General features: G+C 62.1%; 16 protein-coding genes and 5 pseudogenes. 15 read left to right on the top strand and 6 right to left on the bottom strand.

What is annotated here, in order from left to right; all coding sequences use genetic code 11:
- Positions 1 to 109 precede the first annotated feature (109 nt).
- Both AC0V2S_RS06085 and gbdR read left to right on the top strand, forming a co-directional pair.
- Positions 110 to 1485 (top strand): annotated as a pseudogene (locus AC0V2S_RS06085) (L-serine ammonia-lyase).
- 480 nt (positions 1486 to 1965) lie between these two features.
- Positions 1966 to 3068, top strand: a pseudogene (gbdR, locus tag AC0V2S_RS06080) (choline metabolism transcriptional regulator GbdR).
- A 76-nt stretch (positions 3069 to 3144) separates the two neighbouring features.
- Here gbdR and AC0V2S_RS06075 read toward each other — a convergent pair.
- A complete protein-coding gene (locus AC0V2S_RS06075) occupies positions 3145 to 3408 on the bottom strand; it encodes a hypothetical protein (RefSeq protein WP_475508941.1) in 264 nt (87 codons plus the stop codon).
- A gap of 467 nt (positions 3409 to 3875) precedes the next feature.
- Between AC0V2S_RS06075 and AC0V2S_RS06070 the strand changes: the two are divergent.
- From AC0V2S_RS06070 to AC0V2S_RS06035, 8 genes and pseudogenes are all read left to right on the top strand, one after another.
- Positions 3876 to 4851 (top strand): annotated as a pseudogene (locus AC0V2S_RS06070) (dipeptidase).
- Between the two features lie 179 nt (positions 4852 to 5030).
- Positions 5031 to 5540, top strand: a complete 510-nt coding sequence (locus tag AC0V2S_RS06065) for a DUF5943 domain-containing protein (protein WP_475508998.1) — start codon at positions 5031 to 5033, stop codon at positions 5538 to 5540.
- A 140-nt stretch (positions 5541 to 5680) separates the two neighbouring features.
- On the top strand, positions 5681 to 7741 hold the full coding sequence (gene dgcA, locus AC0V2S_RS06060) for a dimethylglycine demethylation protein DgcA (protein WP_475508940.1): 2061 nt from the start codon (positions 5681 to 5683) through the stop codon (positions 7739 to 7741).
- A gap of 140 nt (positions 7742 to 7881) precedes the next feature.
- Entirely contained in the window at positions 7882 to 9834 is a 1953-nt protein-coding gene (dgcB, locus tag AC0V2S_RS06055) for a dimethylglycine demethylation protein DgcB (RefSeq protein WP_475508939.1), read from the top strand.
- 126 nt (positions 9835 to 9960) lie between these two features.
- Positions 9961 to 11184 carry an electron transfer flavoprotein subunit alpha gene (gene etfA, locus AC0V2S_RS06050; RefSeq protein WP_475508938.1) on the top strand — a complete coding sequence of 408 codons (1224 nt, stop codon included), beginning with the start codon at positions 9961 to 9963 and terminating at the stop codon, positions 11182 to 11184.
- Positions 11174 to 11953 carry an electron transfer flavoprotein subunit beta gene (gene etfB, locus AC0V2S_RS06045; protein WP_475508937.1) on the top strand — a complete coding sequence of 260 codons (780 nt, stop codon included), beginning with the start codon at positions 11174 to 11176 and terminating at the stop codon, positions 11951 to 11953. The genes etfA and etfB overlap by 11 nt, the downstream gene beginning before the upstream one ends.
- Positions 11954 to 12235: 282 nt before the next feature.
- Positions 12236 to 12889 carry an MCP four helix bundle domain-containing protein gene (locus AC0V2S_RS06040; RefSeq protein ID WP_475508936.1) on the top strand — a complete coding sequence of 218 codons (654 nt, stop codon included), beginning with the start codon at positions 12236 to 12238 and terminating at the stop codon, positions 12887 to 12889.
- Positions 12772 to 13860 carry a methyl-accepting chemotaxis protein gene (locus AC0V2S_RS06035; protein ID WP_475508997.1) on the top strand — a complete coding sequence of 363 codons (1089 nt, stop codon included), beginning with the start codon at positions 12772 to 12774 and terminating at the stop codon, positions 13858 to 13860. Before AC0V2S_RS06040 ends, AC0V2S_RS06035 begins: the two co-directional genes overlap by 118 nt.
- Before the next feature lie 156 nt (positions 13861 to 14016).
- Here the strand turns inward: AC0V2S_RS06035 and gbcA are convergent.
- Positions 14017 to 15302: pseudogene (gbcA, locus tag AC0V2S_RS06030) on the bottom strand (glycine-betaine demethylase subunit GbcA).
- A 297-nt stretch (positions 15303 to 15599) separates the two neighbouring features.
- On the opposite strand from gbcA, the pseudogene gbcB reads away from it, so the two are divergent.
- Positions 15600 to 16699, top strand: a pseudogene (gbcB, locus tag AC0V2S_RS06025) (glycine-betaine demethylase subunit GbcB).
- Between the two features lie 117 nt (positions 16700 to 16816).
- On the opposite strand, the gene AC0V2S_RS06020 reads toward gbcB, so the two are convergent.
- The 4 genes from AC0V2S_RS06020 to AC0V2S_RS06005 form a co-directional block, all read right to left on the bottom strand.
- Positions 16817 to 17440, bottom strand: coding sequence for a glutathione S-transferase family protein (locus AC0V2S_RS06020; protein ID WP_475508935.1), 624 nt, complete (start codon positions 17438 to 17440; stop codon positions 16817 to 16819).
- Positions 17441 to 17583: 143 nt separating this feature from the next.
- Positions 17584 to 18096: a hypothetical protein gene (locus AC0V2S_RS06015; RefSeq protein ID WP_475508934.1), complete on the bottom strand. Its 513-nt coding sequence runs from the start codon at positions 18094 to 18096 to the stop codon at positions 17584 to 17586.
- A complete protein-coding gene (locus tag AC0V2S_RS06010) occupies positions 18093 to 19526 on the bottom strand; it encodes a hypothetical protein (protein WP_475508933.1) in 1434 nt (477 codons plus the stop codon). Before AC0V2S_RS06010 ends, AC0V2S_RS06015 begins: the two co-directional genes overlap by 4 nt.
- Positions 19527 to 19643: 117 nt before the next feature.
- Entirely contained in the window at positions 19644 to 20684 is a 1041-nt protein-coding gene (locus tag AC0V2S_RS06005; protein ID WP_475508932.1) for a threonine aldolase family protein, read from the bottom strand.
- Positions 20685 to 20924: 240 nt separating this feature from the next.
- Between AC0V2S_RS06005 and glyA the strand changes: the two genes are divergently transcribed.
- The 4 genes from glyA to AC0V2S_RS05985 all read left to right on the top strand — a co-directional run bounded on the left by glyA (position 20925) and on the right by AC0V2S_RS05985 (position 26974).
- Positions 20925 to 22178 (top strand): serine hydroxymethyltransferase, encoded by a 1254-nt coding sequence (gene glyA / locus AC0V2S_RS06000; RefSeq protein ID WP_475508931.1) that lies wholly within the window; start codon positions 20925 to 20927, stop codon positions 22176 to 22178.
- A gap of 69 nt (positions 22179 to 22247) precedes the next feature.
- Positions 22248 to 23498, top strand: coding sequence for a sarcosine oxidase subunit beta family protein (locus AC0V2S_RS05995; protein ID WP_475508930.1), 1251 nt, complete (start codon positions 22248 to 22250; stop codon positions 23496 to 23498).
- A 147-nt stretch (positions 23499 to 23645) separates the two neighbouring features.
- Positions 23646 to 23960: a sarcosine oxidase subunit delta gene (locus AC0V2S_RS05990; RefSeq protein ID WP_475508929.1), complete on the top strand. Its 315-nt coding sequence runs from the start codon at positions 23646 to 23648 to the stop codon at positions 23958 to 23960.
- Complete coding sequence (locus AC0V2S_RS05985) at positions 23957 to 26974, top strand: sarcosine oxidase subunit alpha (RefSeq protein ID WP_475508928.1); 3018 nt, start codon at positions 23957 to 23959, stop codon at positions 26972 to 26974. Before AC0V2S_RS05990 ends, AC0V2S_RS05985 begins: the two co-directional genes overlap by 4 nt.
- Positions 26975 to 26984 lie beyond the last annotated feature (10 nt).

The raw sequence follows: 26984 nt of genomic DNA, 5'->3' as shown, positions 1-26984 counted from the left end.
TGGTGGATACGACCGCGTCGTTGCCGGACCCCGTGCAGGGGAACAAAAGCCGGATGATCCGCGCACTTGCGGGCGTTCTTCCCGCCCTGTACCGGTTGAGGAAAACAGCATGGCCATCAGCGTATTCGACCTGTTCAAAATAGGCATCGGCCCCTCCAGCTCCCACACCGTCGGCCCCATGCGTGCGGCCGCGCTGTTCGTTCAAGGCCTGCGTGAACGCGGCGAGTTGCAGCACGTGCGCCGCGTGGAAGTGCGTCTGTATGGCTCGCTGTCGGCCACCGGCATCGGCACGGCAGCGACAGCGCGGTGATCATGGGCTTGATGGGCGACTGGCCGGACGCCATTGACCCGGCCGACATTGCGCCGCGCATTGCGGCTCTGCACGAGAGCGGTTGCCTGCTGCTCGACGGCCACTTCGAAGTGCCGTTTCAGTGGTCGCGCGACATGCTGCTGCTCGACGAAAACCTGCCCTACCACCCCAACGCCATGACCCTGATTGCTGAAGGCATAGGCGGGGAGTTGCACCGCGACACCTACTATTCGGTCGGCGGCGGGTTTGTGGTGGATGCCGAGCAGGCCGCCAGTGGCGTGCTTGATCAGGACCACACCGAACTGCCTTACGATTTCTCCAGCGCCGAAGAACTGCTGCGGCTGTGCAAAACCCACAGCCTGCGGGTTTCGGAACTGATGATGGCCAACGAAATGGCCTGGCGCAGCGAAGCGGAAATTCGCCAAGGCCTGATGCGCCTGTGGAAAGCCATGCGCGACTGCGTGGACAACGGCCTCAAGCACGAAGGCATTCTGCCCGGCGGGCTCAACGTAAAACGCCGCGCCGCCAAGCTGCACCGCAGCCTGCAGGAACTGGGCAAACCCAATGTGATTGGCTCGACCCTGAGCGGCATGGAGTGGGTAAATCTTTTTGCCCTGGCCGTGAACGAAGAAAACGCCGCCGGCGGGCGCATGGTGACCGCGCCTACCAATGGCGCGGCCGGCATTATTCCCGCCGTGCTGCACTACTTCGTGCGCTTTAGCCCGGCGGTGACCGAGGCGGATGTGTGCGACTACTTTCTGGCCGCAGCCGCCATTGGCATCCTGTGTAAAAAGAACGCCTCCATCTCCGGGGCGGAAGTGGGCTGCCAGGGCGAAGTCGGCTCGGCATGCGCCATGGCCGCGGCGGGCCTGGCCGAGATTCTTGGCGCCACGCCGGGGCAACTGGAAAACGCCGCCGAGATTGGTCTGGAACATAACTTGGGGCTGACCTGCGACCCGGTCGGTGGCCTGGTGCAAGTGCCGTGCATCGAGCGCAACGCGATTGCCGCAGTAAAAGCCATCAATGCCGCACAGATGGCCCTGCGTGGTGACGGCGAACACTTTATTTCCTTGGACCGGGTAATCCGCACCATGCGCGACACCGGCGCGGATATGCACGACAAATACAAAGAGACCTCGCGCGGTGGGTTGGCGGTTAGTGCGATCGAGTGTTGAGGTGGCTATCACCGTTTGCAGGAATCGAGGCTGAAGCCTCTCCCACAACAACCGCAGGAAACTGTGGGAGAGGCTTTAGCCTCGAGTTTTTGATCTTCGTTTTATCTGCACAGTTTTTGATCGTTACCTGAATAACACGCCATGTTTTGGCGCGAACTTTCGGCAACCCTTCCGCCACCTGGCGGCCCCGTGTTGCACCCGCAGTGACAGTTTCCGAAAGCGCCGTAGGAGCGCCGCAGAAAGTGCTACGAAACTGCTCAGTCACGCTGCCCGCCTGCGTTCTAGCACCCTCGTTCTGACCTTATAAGCAGTGGCGATTTAGAGCCTCAGCGACGTCGTTTTTGGTTTTTTTTGAATGGCCGTTCAATTTAGGCATGGGCTTTGCGTTAGGCCTTGCCATAGCCCAACGCTGTGATCACACGTGGGCCAGAAAAATAAAGAGCCTCGGTTGGGGCCACACCTGCGTGAGGAGATACCGTGATGTCGCCGTTCAACCAAGGGGCTCAACCCCAGAACCGTGCTCCACAATCCATCGGCTTTCTGCTGCTGGATAATTTCACTCTGATTTCCCTGGCTTCGGCCGTCGAACCACTGCGCATGGCCAACCAGTTGTCTGGCCGTGAGCTATACCGCTGGACCACCATGACCCTGGACGGCAATCAGGTGTGGGCCAGTGACGGTCTGCAAATCACCCCGACTGCGCGGCCGCCAAGGCGCCGGCGCTCGATATGGTGATTGTCTGCGGCGGCATCGGTATTCAACGCAGTGTTACCCGCGAACACGTGCTGTGGCTGCAAACCCAGGCACGCCAGTCGCGCAAACTCGGCGCCGTGTGCACCGGTAGCTGGGCCCTGGCTTGCGCCGGTCTGCTCGATGGTTTTGATTGCAGCGTGCACTGGGAATGCCTGGCCGCCATGCAGGAAGCGTTTCCGCGTGTGGTGATGAGCACCCGCCTGTTCACCCTCGACCGCAACCGCTTCACCAGCTCCGGCGGCACCGCGCCGCTGGACATGATGCTGCACGTGATCTCCCGCGAGCACGGCCGCGAGCTGTCGGCGGCGATTTCGGAGATGTTCGTGTACGAGCGCATTCGTAACGAACAGGACCACCAGCGCGTGCCGCTCAAACATATGCTCGGCACCAACCAGCCCAAGCTGCAGGAAATTGTGGTGCTGATGGAAGCCAACCTGGAAGAGCCCATCGATCTCGATGAGCTGGCGGTCTACGTCAGCGTTTCCCGTCGTCAGCTTGAGCGCCTGTTCCAGAAATACCTGCACTGCTCGCCATCGCGTTACTACCTGAAACTGCGCCTGGTGCGGGCACGGCAGCTGCTCAAGCAGACGCCGATGTCGATTATCGAAGTGGCGTCGGTGTGCGGGTTTGTGTCCACGCCGCACTTCTCCAAGTGCTACCGCGAGTACTTCGGCATTCCGCCGCGTGACGAGCGCATGGGCTCCAACACCGCGCAGCAAGTGGCGCTGATGCCGATTCCGCAGGCGTTGGTGTTGGCGAGTACGCCGGGGGCGATGTCGGCTCTTAGCCAGGCGCGCAGCGAATCGACGTTCGCCAGCGTCCGGTTGTAAAACCATTCGCGAGCAAGCTCGCTCCTACAGGTCCGCGTGGGCATGTAGGAGCGAGCTTGCTCGCGAAGCTTTTTAATTACCCGCCATGACTCTCTTTGTACTGCGCCAGCGCCGGCAGCAACTGCCGCGAAATCGCTTCGCGCACCGCCGGCAGCATCACCGCGCCGCTGCCCAGCATCTGTTCCACCAACTTGCGTAACGCCATCGCGCGCGGGCCATCAAGGCCGATAACCGCGTGTTCGCACGCCTGTTCCGGCGTAGCGCCGGCGGGCACGGCAAAGCCCAGGGTTTGCAGGCGTTCGCGCAGGTCGTCCTGGTCGATCAGGTCTGCGTGCATCATGGCCGTGGTCCTTTTACGGGGAGAGGTGAATCGATTCTGGTGAGCGCTGAGGCCGGCGACAAGCGACATGGCTGTTATATGCATGAGCAGGTCGTTTTCAAGCAATTTTCAGTCGTTCGCAATCGGCACAATGGCCGCCAGAGCGTCAGCCTTGATTGGCAATACGTTGGCTGTTTGCCCAGGTTGGTCACCGGGGCGAAGTGGTCGGCTTAACGTGGACTCTCCCTGTTAGAAGCATATTGGCTCCCTGCGCTGTGTCGGCTTTGCAGGGAGCTTTTTTTTGCCCGAAAAAAAGCATCGAGGCTGAAGCCTCGATGCTTTTGATCTCCTCCCCAATGCCCCTGCTTTGACGCTTTCGACAATTCCCCTGTCGTTTTTGCGCGATAGCGGCAAACCCCCAAGGAATATGCTGGCTCAAAGCGCCGGCAAACGATTCGGCGCGCTCTTGCCAAAAAGGGGACAGCCTGATGAGCCCAGCCGAATTGCACGCCGACAGCATCGTTATCGACGGTCTGATCATTGCCAAGTGGAACCGTGAGCTGTTCGAAGACATGCGCAAAGGCGGCCTGACCATGGCCAACTGCACGGTCTCGGTATGGGAAGGCTTCCAGGCCACCGTCAACAGCATCGCCGCCAGCCAGAAACTGATGCGCGAAACGCCGACCTGGTTATCCCGGTGCGCACCACCGCCGATATCCGCAAAGCCAAGGAGCAGGGCAAAACCGGCATCTTGTTCGGCTTCCAGAATGCCCATGCGTTTGAAGACCAGATCGGCTATGTCGAGATCTTCAAGCAGCTGGGCGTGGGCATTGTGCAGATGTGCTACAACACCCAGAACCTGGTGGGCACCGGCTGCTACGAGCGCGACGGCGGCCTGTCTGGTTTTGGTCGCGAGATCGTCGCCGAGATGAACCGCGTTGGCGTGATGTGCGACCTCTCTCACGTCGGTTCCAAGACCTCCGAAGAAGTCATCCTCGAATCGAAAAAGCCGGTGTGCTACTCGCACTGCCTGCCGTCCGGGCTCAAAGAGCACCCGCGCAACAAGTCTGATGAAGAGCTCAAGTTTATTGCCGACCATGGCGGGTTTGTCGGCGTGACCATGTTTGCGCCGTTCCTGGCCAAGGGCATCGACTCCACCATCGACGACTACGCCGAAGCTATCGAATACGTGATGAATATCGTCGGCGAAGACGCCATCGGCATTGGCACCGACTTCACCCAGGGCCACGGCCAGGACTTCTTCGAATACCTGACCCACGACAAGGGCTACGCCGTCGCCTTACCAGCTTCGGCAAGATCATCAACCCGCTGGGCATCCGCACCGTGGGTGAGTTCCCCAACCTCACTGAAACCCTGCTCAAGCGCGGTCACCCGGAGCGGGTGGTGCGCAAAGTGATGGGTGAAAACTGGGTCCGCGTTCTCGCCGACGTTTGGCACGAATAACGTCTTCTCCTTCGGCCCTCTCCCCCGGCCCCTCTCCCGCAAGCGGGCGAGGGGAGACCACCCCGATCAGCGCACCTTACGCGGTCGGGCCCCCTCTCCCGCTTGCGGGAGAGGGTTGGGGAGAGGGCAGCCAACTTATGAATTTTCCGGAGTAACACCATGGCCAAAATCGCCCCCAACTGCCCATCGAAGTCGACAGCGAAACCGGTGTCTGGACCAGCGATGCGCTGCCGATGCTGTATGTGCCGCGCCACTTTTTCGTGAACAACCACATGGGTATTGAGGAAGTGCTGGGCGCTGATGCCTACGCCGACATCCTCTACAAGGCTGGCTACAAATCCGCCTGGCACTGGTGCGAGAAAGAAGCCGAATGCCACGGCATTGAAGGCGTGGCGGTGTTTGAGCATTACATGAAGCGCTTGAGCCAACGCGGCTGGGGCCTGTTCAAGATCCAGGACATCGACCTGGAAAAAGGCACCGCCAGCGTGAAGCTCGAGCACTCCTGCTTTGTGTATGTGTACGGCAAGGTCGGCCGCAAGGTGGACTACATGTTCACCGGCTGGTTTGCCGGCGCCATGGACCAGGTTCTGGCCGCCAAAGGCAGCAGCATCCGCACCGTCGCCGAGCAGGTGTATGGCGGGTCGGAAGAAGGGCATGACGATGGGTTGTTTGTTGTGAAGCCGCTGTAACCCATCTAGCGAAAATCCCCTGTGGGAGAGGCTTCAGCCTCGATGCTTTTGATTTCGGCACCGAGTAAAGGCCATCGAGGCTGAAGCCTCTCCCACAAAAGAAAAAAGAAAATAGGTCGCCCTTCCGTGAGGTTGCCGTAATGGCTTTTGAATCGATGTTCCAGCCGATCCAGATCGGCAAACTGACCATCCGCAACCGCGTGCTCAGCACTGCGCACGCCGAGGTGTATGCCACCGATGGCGGCATGACCACCGAGCGCTATATCAAGTACTACGAAGAGAAGGCCAAGGGCGGTATCGGCCTGGCGATCTGTGGTGGCTCTTCGGTGGTGGCGATCGACAGCCCGCAGGAGTGGTGGAGTTCGGTCAACCTCTCCACCGACCGCATCATTCCGCACTTCCAGAATCTGGCCGATGCCATGCACAAGCACGGCGCCAAGATCATGATTCAGATTACCCACATGGGCCGCCGCTCGCGCTGGGACGGCTTTAACTGGCCGACCCTGATGTCGCCGTCGGGTATCCGCGAGCCGGTGCATCGCGCCACCTGCAAAACCATCGAAGTGGAAGAGATCTGGCGGGTGATCGGCAACTACGCGCAAGCGGCCAGACGCGCAAAAGAAGGCGGCCTTGACGGCATCGAATTGTCGGCCGTGCACCAGCATATGGTCGACCAGTTCTGGAGCCCACGGGTTAACAAACGCACCGATGAATGGGGCGGCGATTTCGAAGGGCGGATGAAATTCGGCCTGGAAGTATTGAAGGCGATTCGCCAGGAAGTCGGTCCGGACTTCTGCGTGGGCATCCGTATCTGCGGTGATGAATTTCACCCGGATGGCTTGAGCCACGAAGACATGAAGCAGATCGCCACGTACTACGACAACACCGGCATGATCGACTTTATCGGCGTGGTGGGTTCGGGTTGCGACACCCACAACACCCTGGCCAACGTGATCCCCAACATGAGCTACCCGCCGGAGCCGTTCCTGCACCTGGCGGCCGGCATCAAGGAAGTGGTGAAGGTCCCGGTGCTGCACGCGCAGAACATCAAAGACCCGAACCAGGCCACCCGTATTCTCGACGGCGGCTATGTGGACATGGTCGGCATGACCCGCGCGCATATCGCCGACCCGCACTTTATCGCCAAGATCAAGATGGGCCAGGTCGACCAGATCAAGCAGTGCGTTGGCGCCAATTACTGCATCGACCGCCAGTACCAAGGCCTGGACGTGCTGTGCATCCAGAACGCCGCCACCTCCCGCGAATACATGGGAGTGCCACATATCATCGAAAAAACCACCGGCGTGAAACGCAAGGTGGTGGTCGTCGGTGGCGGTCCCGCCGGCATGGAAGCGGCGCGCGTAGCCGCCGAACGTGGCCACGACGTGACCTTGTTTGAAAAGAAAGACGCGCTCGGCGGCCAGATCACCACGGCGTCAAAAGCCCCGCAGCGTGACCAGATTGCCGGTATCACCCGCTGGTATCAGCTTGAGCTGGCCCGCCTGAAAGTCGATTTGCGCCTGGGCACCGGCGCCGATGTGGCGACCATTCAGGATCTGCGTCCGGACGTGATTGTGCTGGCCAACGGCGGTCATCCGTACCTGGAGCAGAACGAACACTGGGGCTCGGCTGAAGGCCTGGTGGTCAGCAGCTGGGACGTGCTCGACGGCAAGGTGGCGCCGGCCAAGAACGTGCTGGTGTACGACACCATCTGCGAATTCACCGGCATGTCGGTGGCTGACTTTATGGCCGACAAAGGCTCGCAGGTGGAGATCGTCACCGACGACACCAAGCCGGGTGTGGCCATGGGCGGCACGTCGTTCCCGACCTACTACCGCAGCATGTACCCCAAAGACGTGATCATGACCGGCGACATGATGCTGGAGAAGGTCTACCGCGAAGGCGACAAATTGGTGGCTGTGCTGGAGAACGAATACACCGGCGCCAAAGAGGAACGGGTGGTCGATCAGGTGGTGGTGGAGAACGGCGTTCGCCCGGATGAAACGCTTTACTACGCGCTGAAAGAAGGCTCGCGCAACAAAGGCCAGATTGATGTCGAGGCCCTGTTCGCGATCAAGCCGCAGCCGTGCCTGAGCGAAGCGGGGGACGGTTATCTGTTGTTCCGCATCGGCGACTGCGTGGCCCAGCGCAACACCCACGCGGCGATTTATGACGCGTTGCGGTTGTGTAAGGACTTCTGATGCCGCTGGTCTCCCCTCGCCCGCTTGCGGGAGAGGGGCCGGGGGAGAGGGGCTTTTTATCGGTGATTCGCGTCGCCTGCACCCCCTCTCCCTAACCCTCTCCCCGCAGGGGCGAGGGGACTGAATTGTGGAGACCAACGATGTTGAACACCCTTCTGCCCATCCTGCTATTCGCTGCCCTGCTGCTGGCCGTGATTGGTGCGGGCAAGCGCTTTTTCATGTGGCGGCGTGGCCGTGCGGCCGAGGTCGATTGGCTTGGCGGCCTGCTGGCCATGCCCAAGCGCTATATGGTCGACCTGCACCACGTGGTGGCCCGCGACAAATACATCGCCAACACCCACGTCGCCACCGCTGGCGGCTTTGTGCTGGCCGCCGTGCTGGCGATTCTGGTGCATGGCTTTGGCTTGCATAACCGTATTCTCGGCTTCGCCCTGCTGGCTGCCAGTGCGCTGATGTTTGTCGGTGCGCTGTTTGTCGCCAAGCGCCGCCTCGACCCGCCGTCGCGGCTGTCGAAAGGCCCGTGGATGCGCCTGCCGAAAAGCCTGCTGATGTTTTCCGCCAGCTTCTTTATCGCCACCTTGCCGGTGGCCGGCATTCTGCCCGCCGATTTTGGTGGCTGGATATTGGCGCTGGTGCTGGCCATTGGTGTGGCCTGGGGTGTGTCCGAATTGTTCTTCGGCATGACCTGGGGCGGGCCGATGAAACACGCCTTTGCCGGCGCCCTGCACCTGGCCTGGCACCGCCGCGCCGAGCGTTTTGGTGGTGTTCGTTCCACCGGCTTGAAAGCCCTGGACCTGAGCAACCCCAACGCACCACTGGGCGTGGAAAAACCCACCGACTTCACCTGGAACCAACTGCTCGGCTTCGACGCCTGTGTGCAGTGCGGCAAGTGCGAAGCGGCGTGCCCGGCCTTTGCTGCCGGCCAACCGTTGAACCCGAAAAAGCTGATTCAGGACATGGTGGTCGGCCTGGCCGGCGGCACCGATGCCAAATTTGCCGGGAGCCCATACCCATCCCTTGACGGCGGTGGCAAACCGGTTGGCGAACACAGCGGCGGTCCGCATCAACCCATCGTCAACGGGTTGGTCGATGCCGAAACCCTGTGGTCGTGCACCACCTGCCGCGCCTGCGTCGAGGAGTGCCCGATGATGATCGAGCACGTCGATGCCATCGTCGATATGCGCCGCCACCTGACTCTGGAAAAAGGCGCCACGCCAAACAAGGGCGCCGAGGTGCTGGAAAACCTGATCGCCACCGACAACCCCGGCGGCTTCAACCCCGGCGGCCGGTTGAACTGGGCGGCGGATTTGAACCTCGAGCTGCTCAGCGAAAAGAAAACCACCGATGTGCTGTTCTGGGTCGGCGACGGCGCCTTCGATATGCGCAACCAGCGCACCTTGCGCGCGTTCGTCAAAGTGCTGAAAGCCGCCAATGTCGACTTCGCCGTGCTCGGGCTGGAAGAGCGCGACAGCGGCGACGTGGCCCGCCGCCTGGGTGATGAAGCCACGTTCCAAAGCCTGGCTAACCGCAATATCGCCACGCTGGGCAAATACAACTTCAAGCGCATCGTCAGCTGCGACCCGCACAGTTTCCATGTACTGAAAAACGAATACGGCGCCCTGGGTGGCAATTACGAGGTGCTGCACCACAGCACCTTTATTGCCGAGCTGATTGCCGGGCAAAAACTCAACCTTGGCCAGCACAAAGGCGGCTCGGTGACGTATCACGACCCCTGCTACCTCGGCCGCTACAACGGCGAGTACGAAGCGCCGCGTGATGTGTTACGCGCGCTCGGCATTGAAGTGAAAGAGATGCAACGTTCGGGCTTCCGTTCCCGCTGCTGCGGCGGCGGTGGCGGCGCGCCGATTACCGATATTCCCGGCAAACAGCGGATTCCGGATATGCGCATGGTGGATATCAAAGAGACCGGCGCCGAGCTGGTGGCCGTGGGTTGCCCGCAGTGCACGGCGATGCTCGAAGGGGTGGTGGAGCCGCGGCCGCAGATTAAAGACATTGCCGAGTTGGTGGCCGACGTATTGCTGGAAGCGCCGGCTGCGGTGGCCGTGAAGCGTGTGGTGGAGGTGGTGGAATGATGAATCTGAATGCCACTCCGTCCCTCGTAGGAGCGAGCTCGCTCGCGAAGCTTTTACGTTCGCCGCACTATCGCTTCGCTAGCAAGCTAGCTCCTACAAGAAGCAACCGCGCGGCGGAGGTTTGCCATGTCTGACATCATCCGCCGCGACCCCCGCGCCGAGCGCATCGCCCGCAACCGCCTGCACCCGTTGCACGCCGCCATGCAGCGCAGCGAAACCAGCTGGATGGGCCCCAACGGCATCATCCGCAAGAACCCTCACGCCGTCGGCTTTATCGGCCCCAACGGGATAAAACGCATCGACCGCAGCGGCGCTCAACAAGGCGGTACAACCAAGCGCTCCAACCAGACCGCCGCCGTGCAGTTGCCGCTGCATACCGTCGCCGCGCCACGCTTCTACATCGTGGTCGTCCCCGATTTGGTCGGCGGCCGCCTGACCACCCACGACCGCGACCTGCTGGGCCTGGCCCACAAGCTGGCCGGCAGCGAAGGCGCGGTGTTGGCGGTGGTATTCGGCGAGCATAAAGAAAGCAGCTTCGACACCGCTGGCGTCGACCGACTGCTGCAGTTCGAAGGCCCGCTCTACAGCGGTTATGCGCCCGAGCAACAGGTGCAGGCCCTCGCCGCCATCGAGCGGCAATTCCAGCCGCGCCATTGGTTGCTGCCCGATAGCCGCACGGGCGGTGGCGAGCTGGGTCGGCGTCTGGCTGCACAGTTGGGCGAACGCCCGGCCACTCGCGTGTGGCAAGTCACCGACGAACACTGCATCGGCCGCGCGGGTGCGGGCCAGCAGGATCTGCAACGCCCATTGGCGCGGGTAATTCTGGCCGCCAGCGAATGCGCCGAACCGGTCAGCGAAACCCGTCATGAAGCCTTGGCGCTCGCGCTCGACAACGAAGTCGCCCGCTGCCTGCCCCGTATCGAAGACCTCGGCGCCGTGGCTGTCGACCCGGCGGCAACGCCGATGGCCGAAGCCGAATTTATTCTCTCCGGCGGCAACGGCATCAAAGACTGGGACCTGTTCCACCGCACCGCCGTGGCCCTCGGCGCCACCGAAGGCGCCTCGCGCGTGGCGGTAGACGACGGCCATATGGCGCGCAATCGTCAGGTCGGCGCCACCGGCACCTGGGTGACGGCGCGGGTGTATTTGGCCGTGGGTATTTCCGGCGCCATTCAGCACCTGCAAGGCATTGGTGCCTGCGACAAGGTGGTGGCGGTGAACCTGGATGCTGGCTGCGACATGATCAAACGCGCCGACCTCTCGGTAATCGGCGACTCGGCGGCCATTCTCGCCGCCCTTATCGAACGCATGGCCGCGCACCGCGCCGGAGGCAATCGCGATGCAGCCTAAGCCATTCAACGTGTTGTGCCTGGTGTCCATCGGCGCCCACCCCACCTCCGGCCGCGCCCGCCGCGCCGAGCAGGATGCCCGCGCCGTCGAGTTGGGACTGCGTCTGGCCGGCGACCAATTGCAGGTGCTGCATGCCGGCAATGCGCAGGAAGAAGCGCTGCGTGCGTACCTCGGTATGGGGCTGAACGAACTCAGCGTCTTGCAGCAACCCAGCGGCGCCGATGTGCTGCCGGTGCTGCTCGACTATTTACAAGGCAGCGGCGCACAGCTGGTGCTGACCGGCAGCCAGGCCGAAACCGGCGAAGGCTCGGGCATGCTGCCGTTCCTGCTGGCCGAACAACTGGGCTGGCCACTGGTGGTGGGCCTGGCTGAAGTGGAAAAGGTCGAAAACGGTGTGGCGCAAGTGCTGCAAGCGTTGCCCCGTGGTCAGCGTCGGCGCTTGCAGGTGCGCTTGCCGTTTTTGGCCAGCGTCGACAATGCCGCTCCCACTGCGCGGCAGAGTGCGTTCGGCCCGGCCCGTCGCGGCACGTTGCGGGCCGACGAAGTGGAAGTGCTGGATGACGATCTGCTGACCAACGCCAACTTCCAACCGGCGCGGCCACGGCCCAAGCGGTTGAAAGTGATCAAGGCCAAAACCGGCGCCGAGCGGATGAAAGCGGCGACAGCGAAAGCGGCCGGTGGCGGTGGGCAGGTGCTTAAGGATGTGAGTGCCGAGGAAGGCGCTGAGGCGATCTTCAAGTTGTTGCTGGAAGAGGGCGTGATTCGCTAGATAGCAGCTAACACCGTCATCCCCGCGCAGGCTGGGATCCAGGCTCTCGCGCCGGGCCCAATATCTCGCCAAATCCGAAATTCTGGGTCCCAGCCTGCGCTGGGACGACGGGGGATGGGTTGTAAATCTTTATAAACATCCTGTTACGATTACGCCCAAACAAAAAGCCCAAGGCATTCAGTGCCTTGGGCTTTTTGTATGGCCGTCATATCAAGTGGTGGCAGTTTGCCGCCGATAGGCAGTTACGCTCGAATAACTGATTTTCTACAGGATGGACTCTCCATGAATCTACGCAGCCTCAATATCGCGCCCCGCGCGGGCCTGGGCTTCGGCCTCGTTGCCTTGCTGGTGTTTTTCCTCGGCGGTTTTGCCTTGCTGCAAATGTCGAGCATGCGTGAGCAATCGGCAGAGGTGGATCAGTCCTGGTTGCCCAGTGTGCTGGCGCTGAGCAACCTCAGTGAAAGTGCGCTGCGGCTGCGCACCATCACGCTGCGACTGCTGCTGATCCGCGACCCGCAGGCTCTAAAGGACAACGAAGCGCGCGCCGAGCAGTTGAAAAGCGACATGCAGACCGCCCAGGCCCGCTACGAAGCGTTGGTTGATGAAGGCGAAGAAACCCGCCTGTATCAGACCTTCAAAACAGCGCAAAGCGGTTACCTGCAACAGCAAAGCCGGGTCGTCGAATTGTCCCGGCAGAACAAGATTGATGAAGCCCTGGTAGTTGTCAGCGGCGAAATGAACGCCCAGGCCGACGCCATGGCCAAAGCCCTGCGCGCGCTCAGCGAGTACAACACCCACGGCGCCACCGAGGCGGCAGAATCGGCCAGCGCCACCTTCGTCAACGCCCGCACCTGGGTAATCATCACCATGGTATTGGCCGCCATCGCCACCGTGCTGCTGGCGCTGCTGCTGACCGCAGCATCGTCAACCCGCTGAACCGCGCGCTGCGTAGCGCCGAAATCGTCGCCTCGGGTGATCTGACCGAACGTATTCAAGTGGATGGCTCCGACGAGCCGGCGCGTTTGCTGGCGGCCTTGCACACCATGCAGCAAAGCCTGCGCACCACCATCCAGAGCATTGCCGATTCGTCCAACCAGCTGGCTTCGGCATCGGAAGAATTGAGCGCGGTGACTGAAGATTCCACCCGCGGCCTGCACCAGCAGAACGACGAAATCGAACAGGCCGCCACCGCCGTCAACGAGATGACCACCGCCGTGGAAGAAGTGGCGCGCAATGCCGTGATCACCTCCGAAGCCTCGCGCGAATCCGACCGCACCACCCAGCGTGGCCGCGAGCAGGTGCAGCAAACGGTGAACTCGATTTCCAGCCTGGCCGATGACGTCACCACCTCGGCCGATCAGGTGCTGCAACTGGCGGACAAAGTGCGCGATATCAGCCAGGTGCTCGACGTGATCCGCTCCATCGCCGAACAGACCAACCTGCTCGCCCTGAACGCCGCCATTGAAGCGGCGCGTGCCGGTGAAGCCGGGCGCGGGTTTGCCGTGGTGGCGGATGAAGTGCGGGCGCTGGCGCACCGTACGCAGCAGTCGACGCAGGAAATTGAACAGATGGTCGGCGGCATTCGCCAAGGCACCGACCAGGCGGTAAACGCCATGCAGAACAGTAATCAGCGGGCGCGTTCAACCCTGGAAGTAGCCAAGTTGGCAGGCGGAGCATTGGATGAAATTGCCGTGGCGATTTCAGCCATCAACGAGCGCAACCTGGTGATCGCCAGCGCCTCGGAAGAGCAGGCGCAGGTGGCGCGGGAAGTGGACCGTAACCTGACCAATATCCGTGATCTGTCGCTGCAATCATCGGCCGGTGCCAATCAGACGGCAGCGGCGAGTCAGGATCTGTCGCGGTTGGCGGTGGAGTTGAATGGGATGGTGGCGCGGTTCAGGGTGTAGGTTCGAGATCGCGCAAACTGTCTGAAATTCTGGATCCCCGCCTGCGCGGGATGACGGAGATGTTCCTACCAACGCCGTCATCCCCGCGCAGGCGGGGATCCAGAATCTCCCGGTAAGACACCTTTCGAACCCCGCCCAAGATCGTTGCCGGACCCCTTACTGGGTCTTGATGCCGTACAAATAAGGCGCCGGCGCCGCCCCCAAATTGCTCAACAACCGCTCGCTATACCAATCATAAAATTCACCACGCCAAACTCATACGTCTTCGAATACGGCCCCGGCTGATACGCCGTCGAGTTGATCCCGCGCTGGTTCTCTTCCGCCAATCGCCGGTCCTGGTCGTTGGTCGCATCCCACACTTGGCGCATCCGCACCGGGTCGTAGTCCACGCCTTCGACGGCGTCTTGTGCACGATCCATTTGGTGGTGACCATGGTTTCCTGGGCGCTGATCGGCCACACGGTAAACACGATGATGTGGTCGCCCATGCAGTGGTTCCACGAGTGCGGCAGATGCAGGATGCGCATGGAGCCGAGGTCCGGGTTTTTGATGCGCCCCATCAGTTTTTGGCAACCCTGTTTTCCGTCCAACGTCATCGACACGGTGCCCTTCAACAGCGGCATACGCACGATGCGGTTACGCAGGCCGAAGCTGGCGTGGGCGTACGGAATTTTTTCGGCATCCCAGGCGGCAGCGGACGCGGCCACGTGGTCTTTGAAGGCCTGGTCGGCGCGTGGGTCGGTGACGTCGTCCCACTCCAGCAGGGTTTTCAGCAATTCTGGGTGTGAGCCGTTGCAGTGGTAGCACTCGCGGTTGTTCTCGATCACCAGCTTCCAGTTGGCCTTTTCCATCAAGGTGGTTTGCACGGCCACCTTGGTGTTCTCCATGTCGTAGGGCTCCATGTAATGGGCCAGGGTGGAGAGGAATTCGTCGATGGCCGGCGGGTTTTCAGCCAGCGACACGAAGATATAACCGCCAGCCACTTTCACATGCACGGGTTTGAGGCCGAACTTCTTCATGTCGAAGTCGTCGCCCATTTCGGTGCCGGCATACAGCAGGCGACCGTCGAGCTCATACGTCCACTGGTGGTATGGGCACACCAGCTTGGCGACCTTGCCTTTCTCGCCAGTGCACAGGCGCGAGCCACGGTGACGGCACACGTTATGGAAGGCGTTGACTGCACCATCGGCGCCACGGATCACCACGATCGGGTTCTTGCCCAACTGGAAGGTCAGGTAGTTGCCTTTGGCCGGAATCTCGCAGGTCATGCCGCGATCAACCATTCCTTGTGGAAGATCTCCTGCATGTCGATATCGAACAGGCGCTCGTCGCTGTAAAACGGCTGCGGCAGCGAATAGGTGCGCTCGCGTTTTGCAGCATGTCGGCGGTGGCCTTGCGTGCCGGTTCCAGCGGGTCGCCCAAACTCAGGGTAGTGGTGTCCATCTATCTGTCCTCATGGCTGATCGCGGTGTGCGCGCAGCGAAAAATGGCGGTTGGTGTTCACGCAAGGCGCTTGTACGGCGCTCTCTAGAATGAGGTGGAGTGTGGGGTCGGGCGTGTCGATGGCCTTATCCATGGGCGACACGGCCAATTCCGTTTCCGACGCGCTAGCCCCTATGGTTGGGGGCTGGTCGCGGTGAGCATGCCGATGTCGCAGATAGGTAAGTGACCCACTAGGCGCGTGCCCACAATCGGCGCCATAGTCCGAGCGACATCCAGGCATTCAGCGCGGGAGCGAACATGTCCAACACCTTCCTCAATCCGGTCAACACCCAGACCTGGGCCAATGGCCGTCACCTGGTGCGTTGCGTCAAGGTGATCCAGGAAACCTGGGATGTGCGCACCTTCTGCTTTATGGCCGACCAGCCGATCATGTTCTTCTTCAAACCGGGGCAATTCGTCACCCTGGAGCTGGAGATCGACGGCCAGCCAATCATGCGCTCGTACACCATCTCCAGCTCGCCCTCGGTGCCGTACAGCTTTTCGCTGACCATCAAGCGCGTGCCTGGCGGCCGGGTGTCGAACTGGCTGCACGACAACATGAAGAAGGCGATGAGCTGCCGGTGCACGGCCCGGTCGGTCTCTTTAACGCCATCGATTTCCCCAACGACAAAGTGCTGTATTTGAGTGGTGGCGTCGGCATTACACCGGTGATGTCGATGGCGCGCTGGTATTTCGATACCAACGCCAACGTCGACATGGTGTTCGTACACAGCGCCCGTTCGCCGCGTGATGTGATCTACCGCCGCGAACTCGACCATATGGCCTCGCGCATCCGTAACTTCGCCCTGCACATCATCTGCGAGAAGCACGGTGAAGGTGAGCCGTGGGCCGGTTATCGCGGCTACCTCAACCAGCCGATGCTGGAACTGATTGCCCCGGACTTCCGCGAGCGGGAGATTTTCTGCTGCGGGCCAACGCCTTACATGAGCGCGGTAAAACGCCTGCTGGAAGCCAATGGCTTCGACATGAGCCGCTACCACGAAGAGTCTTTCGGCGCGACGCCGGCCGAGGACAAAGCCGAAGCCATCGTGCACGCCGAGCAGGCCGCCGATGCGCCGGCGCCGGATGCCGCCGACCTCAATCAGGTGGAGTTCACCGCCACCGGTAAAAGCATTCGCGTAGCGCCGGGCGAGACCGTGCACGCGGCGGCGGCCAAGCTCGGGCTGCATATTCCCAAGGCCTGCGGCATGGGCATTTGCGGCACCTGCAAGGTGATGAAAACGTCGGGTGAGGTGGAGATGGAGCACAACGGCGGGATCACCGACGAGGACGTGGATGAGGGGTACATCCTCTCGTGTTGCAGTGTGCCGAAGGGCGATGTGGTCATCGATTATTGAGCAACCTTTGCGATTCTGGATCCCGAATCGTCGGACCGCCGCCTGCGCGGGGATGACGGAAGTTAAATTCCAGAACACCGTCATCCCCGCGTAGGCGGGGATCCAGAATGTTGCGTCTTACACCGTTTGTCCCTTCAACAACTCCGCATCCTTCGCCACCGCCCGCTTGTACGCCGGGCGGCTGGTGACGCGGTCGATATAGGCTTTGAACGCCGGCAATAACGGCACCACGCCAAACTGCGTGGTCCAGTTCAACGCCGAGGCCCACAACACGTCCGCCGCGCTAAAACGTTCCCCCAGCAGATACGGGCTTTTGGCCAACTGCGCCGCGACTACCGCCAGCACCTCGTCATAGCTGCCATAGGGCGAACGCCGCTTGGGTGCGGGTTCGCGTTGCAGCGAGTGGTCTACCACGGCAGGTTCGAAGCACGACCCATAGAACACCATCCAGCGCAGGTACGGCCCGCGCAACGGATCGTCGATGGCGGGCGCCAGACTCGCCTGGGCGAACAGATCGGCGAGGTAGATAAAGATCGCCCCTTGCTCGGTAATGAGCGCGCCGTTGTGCACGATGGCGGGCACCTTGCCCATCGGGTTGATGGCCAGGTAAGCCGGCTGGCGCTGGTCGCCCTTGTCCAGACTCATCACATGCAGCGCATAGGGCGTGCCGAGTTCTTCCAGCAGCACCAGTGAACCCAGCGAGCGGCTTTGCGGGGCGTAGTGGAGGGTGAGGGTAGACATGGTCGGGCTCCGGCTGATGTGCAGGAGCAACAACATAGTGCAGATAGTGGAGGCGGCAAGGTGATTGGTCGGGCGATGTTTGCCTGACATATTCTGGATCCCTGCCTTCGCAGGGATGACGGTGTTCTTGGAAGAGACTTCCGTCATCCCTGCGAAGGCAGGGATCCAGAATCGTAAGGCGAGCGAAGTTCTTGCAACCGCCACGCACCTTCCATCACACACGCATGCTGCTGCCGATAAAACAGCCGCCAATCACCGTCCCGTTGCGCAAAGTCATAGGCCACCCCAGGCGCCGGGGCGGGCTCTTCGAATTGGCTTTCGCGCTCCGGATTGCCCTGGCCGGGCCCGGTAACCGGCACATACCGATTACGCCCCAGCAAGCGCAGCAGGTGCAGTTGGCCGTGGATAAAACCCTGCAGATGAACGTCGAGAATATCGTCTGCCAGCCAATGCAGACTCTCGCTACGCGGCTCGGCAATCGCCACGCGGTGCAGCACCGCCGGAGCATCGGCGAAGGCGATCAGGGCAATAAAGTGGCCGCAGTCAGACACCCGATGTTCCAGCACCCAATCGCCCGGCACCTGCCAGGTTCCGATCTGGCATTGGTAGGCGCAAAGGTCGCCTTTCTTGCTAGTGCGCAACGGTTGCCAGGTCATGCGTTCACCGCTTTCAGCGGCGCGCTTTGCAGCAACAGCGGCGCGTCGTTCAGCGGCAACAGCACGTCCACTTCCGCCATGTCGGCATAACCCAGCTGCGGTTTGCCGCGCCGCGTCTGGCCGACTTCCAGTTCTAGCTGGCTGTAGGTGTACGAGGTCACGGGGCCGTGGTTGCCGTACTCCAGACTCGGCTGCGCCCACTCCATGCGCAGGCGCACGTGCTCGGCTTCCAGGGCTATCAGTGTGGGCGACGTGCTGTGGGGTTCGCGGTCTTTGCGTTGCCAGACGTGATCCAGCAAGCGCCACGCCTGGCCGCGTTGCCATAACCAGTAGCCGCTGTGCTCGCCGCGTGTGGCGGCGCAGACAAAGGCCGAGCCGTTGTCGCTGAACACCATTTCGGGATCGGGCTGTCGCAGCATCAGGCCGGTGGCGGCGCCGTCCAGCCACAGTTCACCGACGGGATAGCGCAGCGGTGCCAGTGGGTCTTCCATCGGCATCAGGCTGTCGGGAATCCAGGTATGCAGTTCCAGCTTCGGTGCACCCTTGGGCGCCGGCAGCGTGCGGGATTGGTGGTCGGCTTGCAGGTGTTGCCAGAACGCGTCCGGCAGCCACAGATCGCGCACGGCGACCATCGTTTGCACGTGGGCATTGGCGAGCAAGTCGCTCAACGACAGGCGATACGCCGCGTCCGAGGTCAGCGGGCTGACCCGGCCGACCACCTCGGTGTCGGTGACTTCATCCAGCTCCCAGAACTGGTCGATGTTGCAGTGATGCAGCAGCCGTTCCTGGCGGTCGTAAATCAGCAAGCCCCAGCGGCCGCGGCTGGGCATGGGCGAGACGAAGTAGCGGCCGTTGGTGGAGAACTGCGCCGAGGGGCTGGCGTTGAAGACCACGCTGCCGTCGGGCAGCAGGTAGTCGCAGACCAGCGGGCCGCCCATGGCGATTTCGCAGACGTCCAGCAGGCGAATAGGGTCGCCCTCGGGCGTTACCTCGGGCTCGCCGCCACCCCAGGCACTGGCGCCGCGCCATTCGCTGGTGGTGGGAGTGGGTTCCAGTGCGTCGGGTGTTGCAGGCTTTTGTTCTTGCAGGGTCCAGCCCAGGCGTTTGGGGAGTTTGATGAGCAGTACGAGGCCCCCAATCATCACCGCGGCGCCCACGCAGAACGCCAGCCAGAACGCAGGAATGGAGCGGCCGATGCCAATCCCCAAACCGATCAGCCAGAAGAATTGCAGCTGTTGCAGGCGGTAGGGGATCTGGCCGCGGAAGCGGTTGAACAGGGCGCAGGCGGGGAACAGCGCTAGCCAGAAGGTGACGCCGAGGCTCAAGGGTAGAAACACGGGCGATAGCAGGGTGAGGGCGATCCAGCCCAGCTCCATTGGCAGCAGCATTAATAGCTGGGGGAGGGATTTATTAGCGTGTCGGTCGTCCATGAGCGGCTCGGTGAGTGGTGGTTGGCTCAAGATTCTGGGTCCCAGCCTGCGCTGGGACGACGGTGGGCTTAACAAAAACTCCGGTCGCTGGGACCCAGGTGCGGAGGTCTTACAGGCTTACCCCTGCATCACCAACCGAATATCCGCCGCCAACTCACGGACCCGCGCTTCTTCCGTATCCCACGAACACATAAACCGCGCGCCGCCGGCCCCGATAAAGGTATAGAACCGCCAATCCCGCGCCCGCAGCGCTTCAATGGCCGGCTCCGACAGTTGCAAAAATACGCCGTTGGCTTCCACCGGAAACATCAGGCTCACCCCCGGGATATCGCTGACCAACTCGGCCAGCAGCCGCGCGCAGTGGTTGGCGTGGCGGGCGTATTTCATCCAGGCGTCGTTTTCCAGCAAACCGACCCAGGGTGCCGACAGAAAACGCATTTTCGAGGCCAGTTGCCCGGCCTGTTTGCAGCGGTAGTCGAAGTCTTCGGCCAGGTCTTTGTTGAAGAACAGAATCGCCTCGCCAACGGCCATGCCGTTTTTGGTGCCGCCAAAGCACAGCACGTCGATGCCGGCTTTCCAGGTCAGCTCGGCCGGCGAGCAGCCCAAGAACGCACAGGCGTTGGCAAAGCGTGCGCCGTCCATATGCAGGTTCAGGCCCAGTTCGCGGCAGGTGGCGCTGATGGCTTTGAGTTCTTCGGGGCGGTACACGCTGCCGATTTCGGTGGCCTGGGTAAGGGTGACCACGCGTGGTTTCGGGTAGTGGATGTCTTGGCGCTTGAGAGCAATTTCGCGAATGGTGTCTGGCGTCAGCTTGCCGTTTTCAGTGCGCGCGGTGAGCAGCTTGGAACCGTTGGAAAAGAACTCCGGCGCGCCGCATTCGTCGGTTTCGACGTGGGCGGTCTCGGAGCAGATCACGCTGTGGTAGCTCTGGCACAGCTGCGACAAGGCCAGCGAGTTGGCGGCGGTGCCGTTGAAGGCGAAGTACACCTCGCAGTCGGTTTCAAACAAGCGGCGGAAATGGTCGGAGGCGCGGGCCGTCCATTGGTCTTCGCCGTAGGCGCGCTCATGGCCCTGGTTGGCCTGCGCCATGGCGGCCCAGGCTTCCGGGCAGATGCCGGAGTAGTTGTCGCTGGCGAATTGCTGGGTGTTGTCGGTCATGGCGGGAAATCCTGCTTACGGCGATGGCCAACACTGTAGCGCGGGTCGGCCATGTGTCGTTTCAAAGAGCGACGGTTCATGACGGCGTACGGCCTTGGTCGGATTGAGCATTTTGACGTCGCAAACAGGCATATGGGTGGGCCGGCTATTTCGCAGAATCGCTAACAACGCAGAACCGCTCCGCATGCCGGGGTGGGCGCTCTAATAATGTTGCGGCAGCCGCTGTCGCTGGAGACCGAGATGTTCAGCAAAAACGACCAGATCAAAGGCTACGACGATGAACTGCTGGCTTATATCGACGCTGAAGAAGCGCGCCAGGAGCACCACATCGAGCTGATCGCCTCGGAGAACTACACCAGCAAGCGCGTGATGGAAGCCCAGGGCAGCGGCCTGACCAACAAGTACGCCGAAGGCTATCCGGGCAAGCGTTACTACGGCGGCTGTGAGCATGTGGATAAAGTCGAGCAGCTAGCCATCGACCGCGCCAAGGAACTGTTCGGCGCCGACTACGCCAACGTGCAACCGCACTCCGGCAGCCAGGCCAACGCCGCTGTTTACCTGGCCCTGCTGCAAGCCGGCGACACCGTGCTGGGCATGAGCCTGGCCCACGGCGGCCACCTGACCCACGGCGCAAAAGTGAGTTTTTCCGGCAAGCTCTACAACGCCGTGCAGTACGGCATCGACACCGAAACCGGGCTGATCGATTACGACGAAGTCGAGCGCCTGGCCGTCGAGCACAAGCCAAAAATGATCATTGCCGGTTTCTCGGCCTACTCGAAAACCCTGGATTTCCCGCGTTTCCGCGAAATTGCCGACAAGGTGGGCGCGTACTTCTTCGTCGACATGGCCCACGTGGCCGGTCTGGTCGCTGCCGGGCTGTACCCGAACCCGCTGCCCTATGCCGACGTGGTCACCACCACCACCCACAAAACCCTGCGCGGCCCGCGCGGCGGTCTGATTCTGGCCAAGGCCAACCCGGACCTGGAAAAGAAATTCCAGTCCGCCGTTTTCCCCGGTGGCCAGGGCGGCCCGCTGATGCACGTGATTGCCGGCAAAGCGGTGTGCTTCAAGGAAGCGCTGGAGCCTGGCTTCAAGGTGTATCAGCAGCAAGTGATCGACAACGCCCAGGCCATGGCTAAGGTATTTATCGAGCGCGGTTACGACGTGGTGTCCGGCGGTACCGACAACCACCTGTTCCTGGTCAGCCTGATTCGTCAGGGCCTGACCGGCAAAGACGCCGACGCCGCCCTCGGCCGTGCCGGCATCACCGTGAACAAGAACGCCGTGCCGAACGACCCGCAGTCGCCGTTCGTGACCTCGGGCCTGCGCATCGGTACGCCGGCCATTACCAGCCGTGGTTTCAAAGTGGCGCAGAGCGTGGAACTGGCAGGCTGGATCTGCGACATCCTCGACCACCTCGGCGATGCCGATGTCGAGGCGCAGGTGGCCAAGCAGGCCGCCGCCCTGTGCGCGGATTTCCCCGTCTACAAATGATCTCACCGGTTTGATTTCACCCGCCTCGCGCCAGCAGTCGGCGCGGGGACGCAGCGAGGAGCACCTCTGATGCAACGTTATTCCGGCTTCGGCCTGTTCAAGCACTCGCTCAGCCATAACGAAAACTGGCAGCGCATGTGGCGCAACCCCACACCCAAACCGGTGTATGACGTGATCATCGTCGGCGGTGGCGGCCATGGCCTGGCCACCGCCTACTACCTGGCCAAAGTGCACGGCATCACCAACGTGGCGGTGATCGAAAAGGGTTACCTGGGCGGCGGCAATACCGCACGTAACACCACCATCGTGCGCTCCAACTACCTGTGGGATGAATCGGCGCACCTGTACGAACACGCGATGAAACTGTGGGAAGGGCTGTCGCAAGACATCAACTACAACGTGATGTTCTCGCCGCGCGGCGTGTACAACCTGTGCCACACCCTGCAAGACATGCGCGACTCCGAGCGCCGGGTGAGCGCCAACCGCCTTAACGGCATCGACGGCGAACTGCTGGATGCCAAGCAGACCGCAGCGGAAATTCCGTACCTCGACTGCTCGAAAAACACTCGCTACCCGGTGATGGGCGCCACCGTGCAACGCCGCGCCGGCGTGGCCCGTCACGACGCCGTGGCCTGGGGCTATGCCCGTGCCGCTGATTCCCTGGGTGTGGACCTGATTCAGCAAACCGAAGTGATCGGCTTCCGTAAGGAAAACGGCGTGGTCATCGGCGTGGAAACCAGCAAAGGCTTTATCGGCGGCAAGCGCGTCGGCGTGGTCACGGCCGGTAACTCCGGGAATATGGCCAAGCTCGCCGGGTTCCGTCTGCCGCTGGAATCCCATCCGTTGCAGGCGCTGGTGTCCGAGCCGATCAAGCCGATTATCGACAGCGTGATCATGTCCAACGCCGTGCACGGTTACATCAGCCAGTCCGACAAGGGCGACCTGGTGATCGGCGCCGGTATCGACGGTTATGTCGGTTACGGCCAGCGCGGCTCCTACCCGACCATCGAACACACCCTGCAAGCCATCGTCGAGATGTTCCCGGTATTGAGCCGCGTGCGCATGAACCGCCAGTGGGGCGGCATCGTGGACACCTCGCCGGATGCCTGCCCGATCATCAGCAAAACGCCGGTGACGAACCTGTTCTTCAACTGCGGTTGGGGCACCGGTGGCTTCAAGGCCACGCCGGGTTCGGGCCATGTGTTTGCCGCCAGTTTGGCCACTGGCGAAATGCACCCGCTGGCCAAGCCGTTCTCGATGGACCGTTTCCATAACGGCGCGTTGATCGACGAACACGGCGCGGCAGCGGTAGCGCACTAATCAGGGGCGATCCCCTCTCCCGCGTGCGGGAGAGGGTGCCCGAAGGGCGGGTGAGGGGCTGTTAGCCGCAAGGCAAAACCCTCTCCCCCAGCCCCTCTCCCACAAGTGGGCAGAGGGGAGCAAAACACGAATTCTGGAGGTACGGCCATGCTGCAAATTTTCTGCCCTCACTGTGGCGAGTTACGCGCTGAAGAGGAATTCCATGCGGCCGGCCAGGCCCATATTCCTCGTCCGCTCGAGCCCAACGGCTGCACCGATCAGGAGTGGGGCGACTATCTGTTCTTCCGCGACAACCCCCGTGGCATTCACCACGAGCTGTGGATTCACGCCGCCGGCTGCCGCCAGTACTTCAACGCGACCCGCGACACCATCAGCTACGAGATTTTCGAAACCTACAAAATTGGCGAGAAACCCTCGGTGACCGCCAAACCGAAAGCGGCCGCCCCAGGAGAACAGGCATGAGCCAGATCAACCGCCTGAACAACGGTGGCCGGATCAACCGTAACCAGCCGCTGACCTTCACCTTCAACGGCACCACCTACCAGGGTTTTGCCGGCGATACCCTGGCCGCAGCCCTGTTGGCCAACGGCGTCGATATCGTCGGCCGCAGCTTCAAATACTCGCGCCCGCGCGGCATCGTCGCTGCCGGTGCCGAAGAGCCGAATGCCGTGTTGCAGATCGGTTCCCGTGAAGCCACGCAGATTCCTAACGTGCGTGCCACGCAACAGGCGCTTTACAGCGGCCTGGTCGCCACCAGCACCAATGGCTGGCCGAGTGTGAACAACGACGTGATGGGCATTCTGGGTAAGGTCGGCGGCGACATGATGGCGCCCGGTTTTTACTACAAGACGTTCATGTATCCGCAGTCGATGTGGATGACCTACGAGAAATACATCCGTAAAGCCGCCGGCCTTGGCCGTGCGCCGAAAGAAAACGACCCGGACCGCTACGACCATATGAACCAGCACTGCGACGTGCTGGTGGTCGGTGGCGGTGCGGCCGGTCTGGCCGCTGCCCTGGCCGCTGGCCGTGCCGGTGCACGGGTGATTCTGGCCGACGAGCAGGAAGAGTTCGGCGGCCAACTGCTGGACAGCCGCGAAAGCCTCGACGGTCGCCCGGCGGCCGATTGGGTGGCCAAGGCGGTCGCTGAATTGAAAGCCATGCCCGAGGTGCTGCTGTTGCCGCGCTCGACCGTCAACGGCTACCACGACCACAACTTCCTCACCATTCACGAACGTCGTTTCGACCATGTTGGTGAAGTCGCTCCCCTCGGCGAGACGCGCCAACGTATGCACCGCGTACGCGCCAAGCGTGTAGTGCTGGCAACCGGCGCCCATGAACGTCCGCTGGTGTACGGCAACAACGACGTGCCGGGCAATATGCTCGCCGGCGCCGTGTCCACCTATGTGCGCCGTTATGGCGTGGCACCGGGCAAACAGCTGGTGCTGTCCACCACCAACGACTTCGCCTACCGCGTCGCGCTGGACTGGCTGGAAGCCGGCTTGAAAGTCGTGGCCATCGCCGACGCCCGTGGCAACCCACGCGGCGCCTGGGTGGAAGAAGCCCGCGCCAAAGGCATCCGCGTTCTCACCGGCAGCGCCGTGATTGAAACCCGTGGCAGTAAGCGGGTGAGTGCGGCACGTGTCGCCGCCATCGACCCGGTTGGCCATAAAGTCACCAGCCCCGGCGAGTGGCTGGAGTGCGACACTGTGGCCACCTCCGGCGGCTACAGCCCGGTTGTGCACCTGGCCTCGCACCTGGGCGGCAAGCCGATCTGGCGTGAAGACCTGCTGGCCTTTGTGCCGGGTGAAGGGTTTCAGAAACGCGTGTGTGCCGGTGCCGTCAACGGCGTGTTCCAGCTCGGCGATGTATTGGCCGATGGGTTTGAGGCCGGCGTAAAAGCCGCTGGCGAAGTGGGCTTTGCCCCGGTCAGCGGTGAAGTGCCCAGCGTGGCCACACGCAGCGAAGAAGCCAGCATTGCGCTGTTCCAGGTGCCCCACGAGAAGTCCACCGCCCGTGGCCCGAAACAGTTTGTCGACCTGCAGAACGACGTGACCAGCGCCGGTATCGAGCTGGCCACCCGCGAAGGCTTCGAGTCGGTCGAGCACGTGAAACGCTACACCGCCCTCGGTTTTGGTACCGACCAGGGCAAGCTCGGCAATATCAACGGCCTGGCGATTGCCGCGCGTTCGCTGAACATCAGCATTGCGCAGATGGGCACCACCATGTTCCGCCCTAACTACACCCCGGTGACTTTCGGGTCGGTAGCCGGGCGTAACTGCGGCGCCTTGTTCGACCCGGTGCGCTACACCGCGCTGCACGCCTGGCACCTGGCGCAAGGCGCCGAGTTCGAAGACGTCGGCCAGTGGAAACGCCCGTGGTACTTCCCGAAAAACGGTGAAGACCTGCACGCCGCCGTGGCTCGCGAATGCAAAGCCGTGCGCGACAGCGTCGGCCTGCTGGATGCCTCCACCCTCGGCAAGATCGACATTCAAGGCCCGGATGCCCGCGAGTTCCTCAACCGCGTATACACCAACGCCTGGACCAAGCTGGACGTGGGCAAAGCCCGCTACGGCCTGATGTGCAAAGAAGACGGCATGGTGTTCGACGACGGCGTGACCGCGTGCCTGGCCGACAACCACTTCCTGATGACCACCACCACCGGCGGCGCGGCCCGCGTGATGCAGTGGCTGGAGATTTACCACCAGACCGAGTGGCCGGACCTCAAGGTGTACTTCACCTCGGTGACCGACCACTGGGCCACCATGACCCTCTCCGGCCCCAACAGCCGCAAGCTGCTGGCCGAGGTCACCGACATCGATCTGGACCGTGAAGGCTTCCCCTTTATGACTTGGAAGGAAGGCCTGGTGGGCGGCGTACCGGCGCGGGTGTTCCGTATCTCGTTTACCGGTGAGCTGTCCTACGAAATCAACGTGCAGGCCGACTACGCCATGGGCGTGCTGGAGAAAATCGTCGCCGCCGGCAAGCAGTTCAACCTGACCCCGTACGGCACCGAAACCATGCACGTACTGCGGGCCGAGAAGGGCTTCATCATCGTCGGCCAGGACACCGACGGTTCGGTGACCCCGGACGATCTGAACATGGGCTGGTGCGTCGGCCGTACCAAGCCGTTCTCGTGGATCGGCTGGCGCGGCATGAACCGCGAAGACTGCGTGCGCGAGAACCGCAAGCAGCTGGTTGGCTTGAAACCGGTCGACCCGAACCTGGTGCTGCCCGAAGGCGCGCAACTGGTGTTCGACACCCAGCAGCAAATTCCCATGGCCATGGTCGGTCACGTGACCTCCAGCTACTACAGCGCGAGCCTGGGTTACAGCTTTGCCCTGGCGATGGTCAAAGGCGGTTTGAAACGCATGGGCGAGAAGGTGTTTGCACCGTTGGCCGATGGCCGTTTCGTCGAAGCGGAAATCTGTGGCTCGGTGTTCTTCGATCCGAAAGGGGAGCAGCAGAATGTGTGATCTCCACTCT

This window comes from Pseudomonas sp. CC11G, from assembly GCF_056174845.1.
This window is presented reverse-complemented; position numbering and strand designations above follow the sequence as displayed.

Excerpts from the sequence above, each read along its gene's own strand:
- AC0V2S_RS06075 (WP_475508941.1), bottom strand. The coding sequence starts at position 3,408 with ATGATGCACGCAGACCTGATCGACCAGGACGACCTGCGCGAACGCCTG.
- dgcA (WP_475508940.1), top strand. The coding sequence starts at position 5,681 with ATGGCTTTTGAATCGATGTTCCAGCCGATCCAGATCGGCAAACTGACC.
- dgcB (WP_475508939.1), top strand. The coding sequence starts at position 7,882 with ATGTTGAACACCCTTCTGCCCATCCTGCTATTCGCTGCCCTGCTGCTG.
- etfA (WP_475508938.1), top strand. The coding sequence starts at position 9,961 with ATGTCTGACATCATCCGCCGCGACCCCCGCGCCGAGCGCATCGCCCGC.
- etfB (WP_475508937.1), top strand. The coding sequence starts at position 11,174 with ATGCAGCCTAAGCCATTCAACGTGTTGTGCCTGGTGTCCATCGGCGCC.
- AC0V2S_RS06040 (WP_475508936.1), top strand. The coding sequence starts at position 12,236 with ATGAATCTACGCAGCCTCAATATCGCGCCCCGCGCGGGCCTGGGCTTC.
- AC0V2S_RS06020 (WP_475508935.1), bottom strand. The coding sequence starts at position 17,440 with ATGTCTACCCTCACCCTCCACTACGCCCCGCAAAGCCGCTCGCTGGGT.
- AC0V2S_RS06015 (WP_475508934.1), bottom strand. The coding sequence starts at position 18,096 with ATGACCTGGCAACCGTTGCGCACTAGCAAGAAAGGCGACCTTTGCGCC.
- AC0V2S_RS06010 (WP_475508933.1), bottom strand. The coding sequence starts at position 19,526 with ATGGACGACCGACACGCTAATAAATCCCTCCCCCAGCTATTAATGCTG.
- AC0V2S_RS06005 (WP_475508932.1), bottom strand. The coding sequence starts at position 20,684 with ATGACCGACAACACCCAGCAATTCGCCAGCGACAACTACTCCGGCATC.
- glyA (WP_475508931.1), top strand. The coding sequence starts at position 20,925 with ATGTTCAGCAAAAACGACCAGATCAAAGGCTACGACGATGAACTGCTG.
- AC0V2S_RS05995 (WP_475508930.1), top strand. The coding sequence starts at position 22,248 with ATGCAACGTTATTCCGGCTTCGGCCTGTTCAAGCACTCGCTCAGCCAT.
- AC0V2S_RS05990 (WP_475508929.1), top strand. The coding sequence starts at position 23,646 with ATGCTGCAAATTTTCTGCCCTCACTGTGGCGAGTTACGCGCTGAAGAG.
- AC0V2S_RS05985 (WP_475508928.1), top strand. The coding sequence starts at position 23,957 with ATGAGCCAGATCAACCGCCTGAACAACGGTGGCCGGATCAACCGTAAC.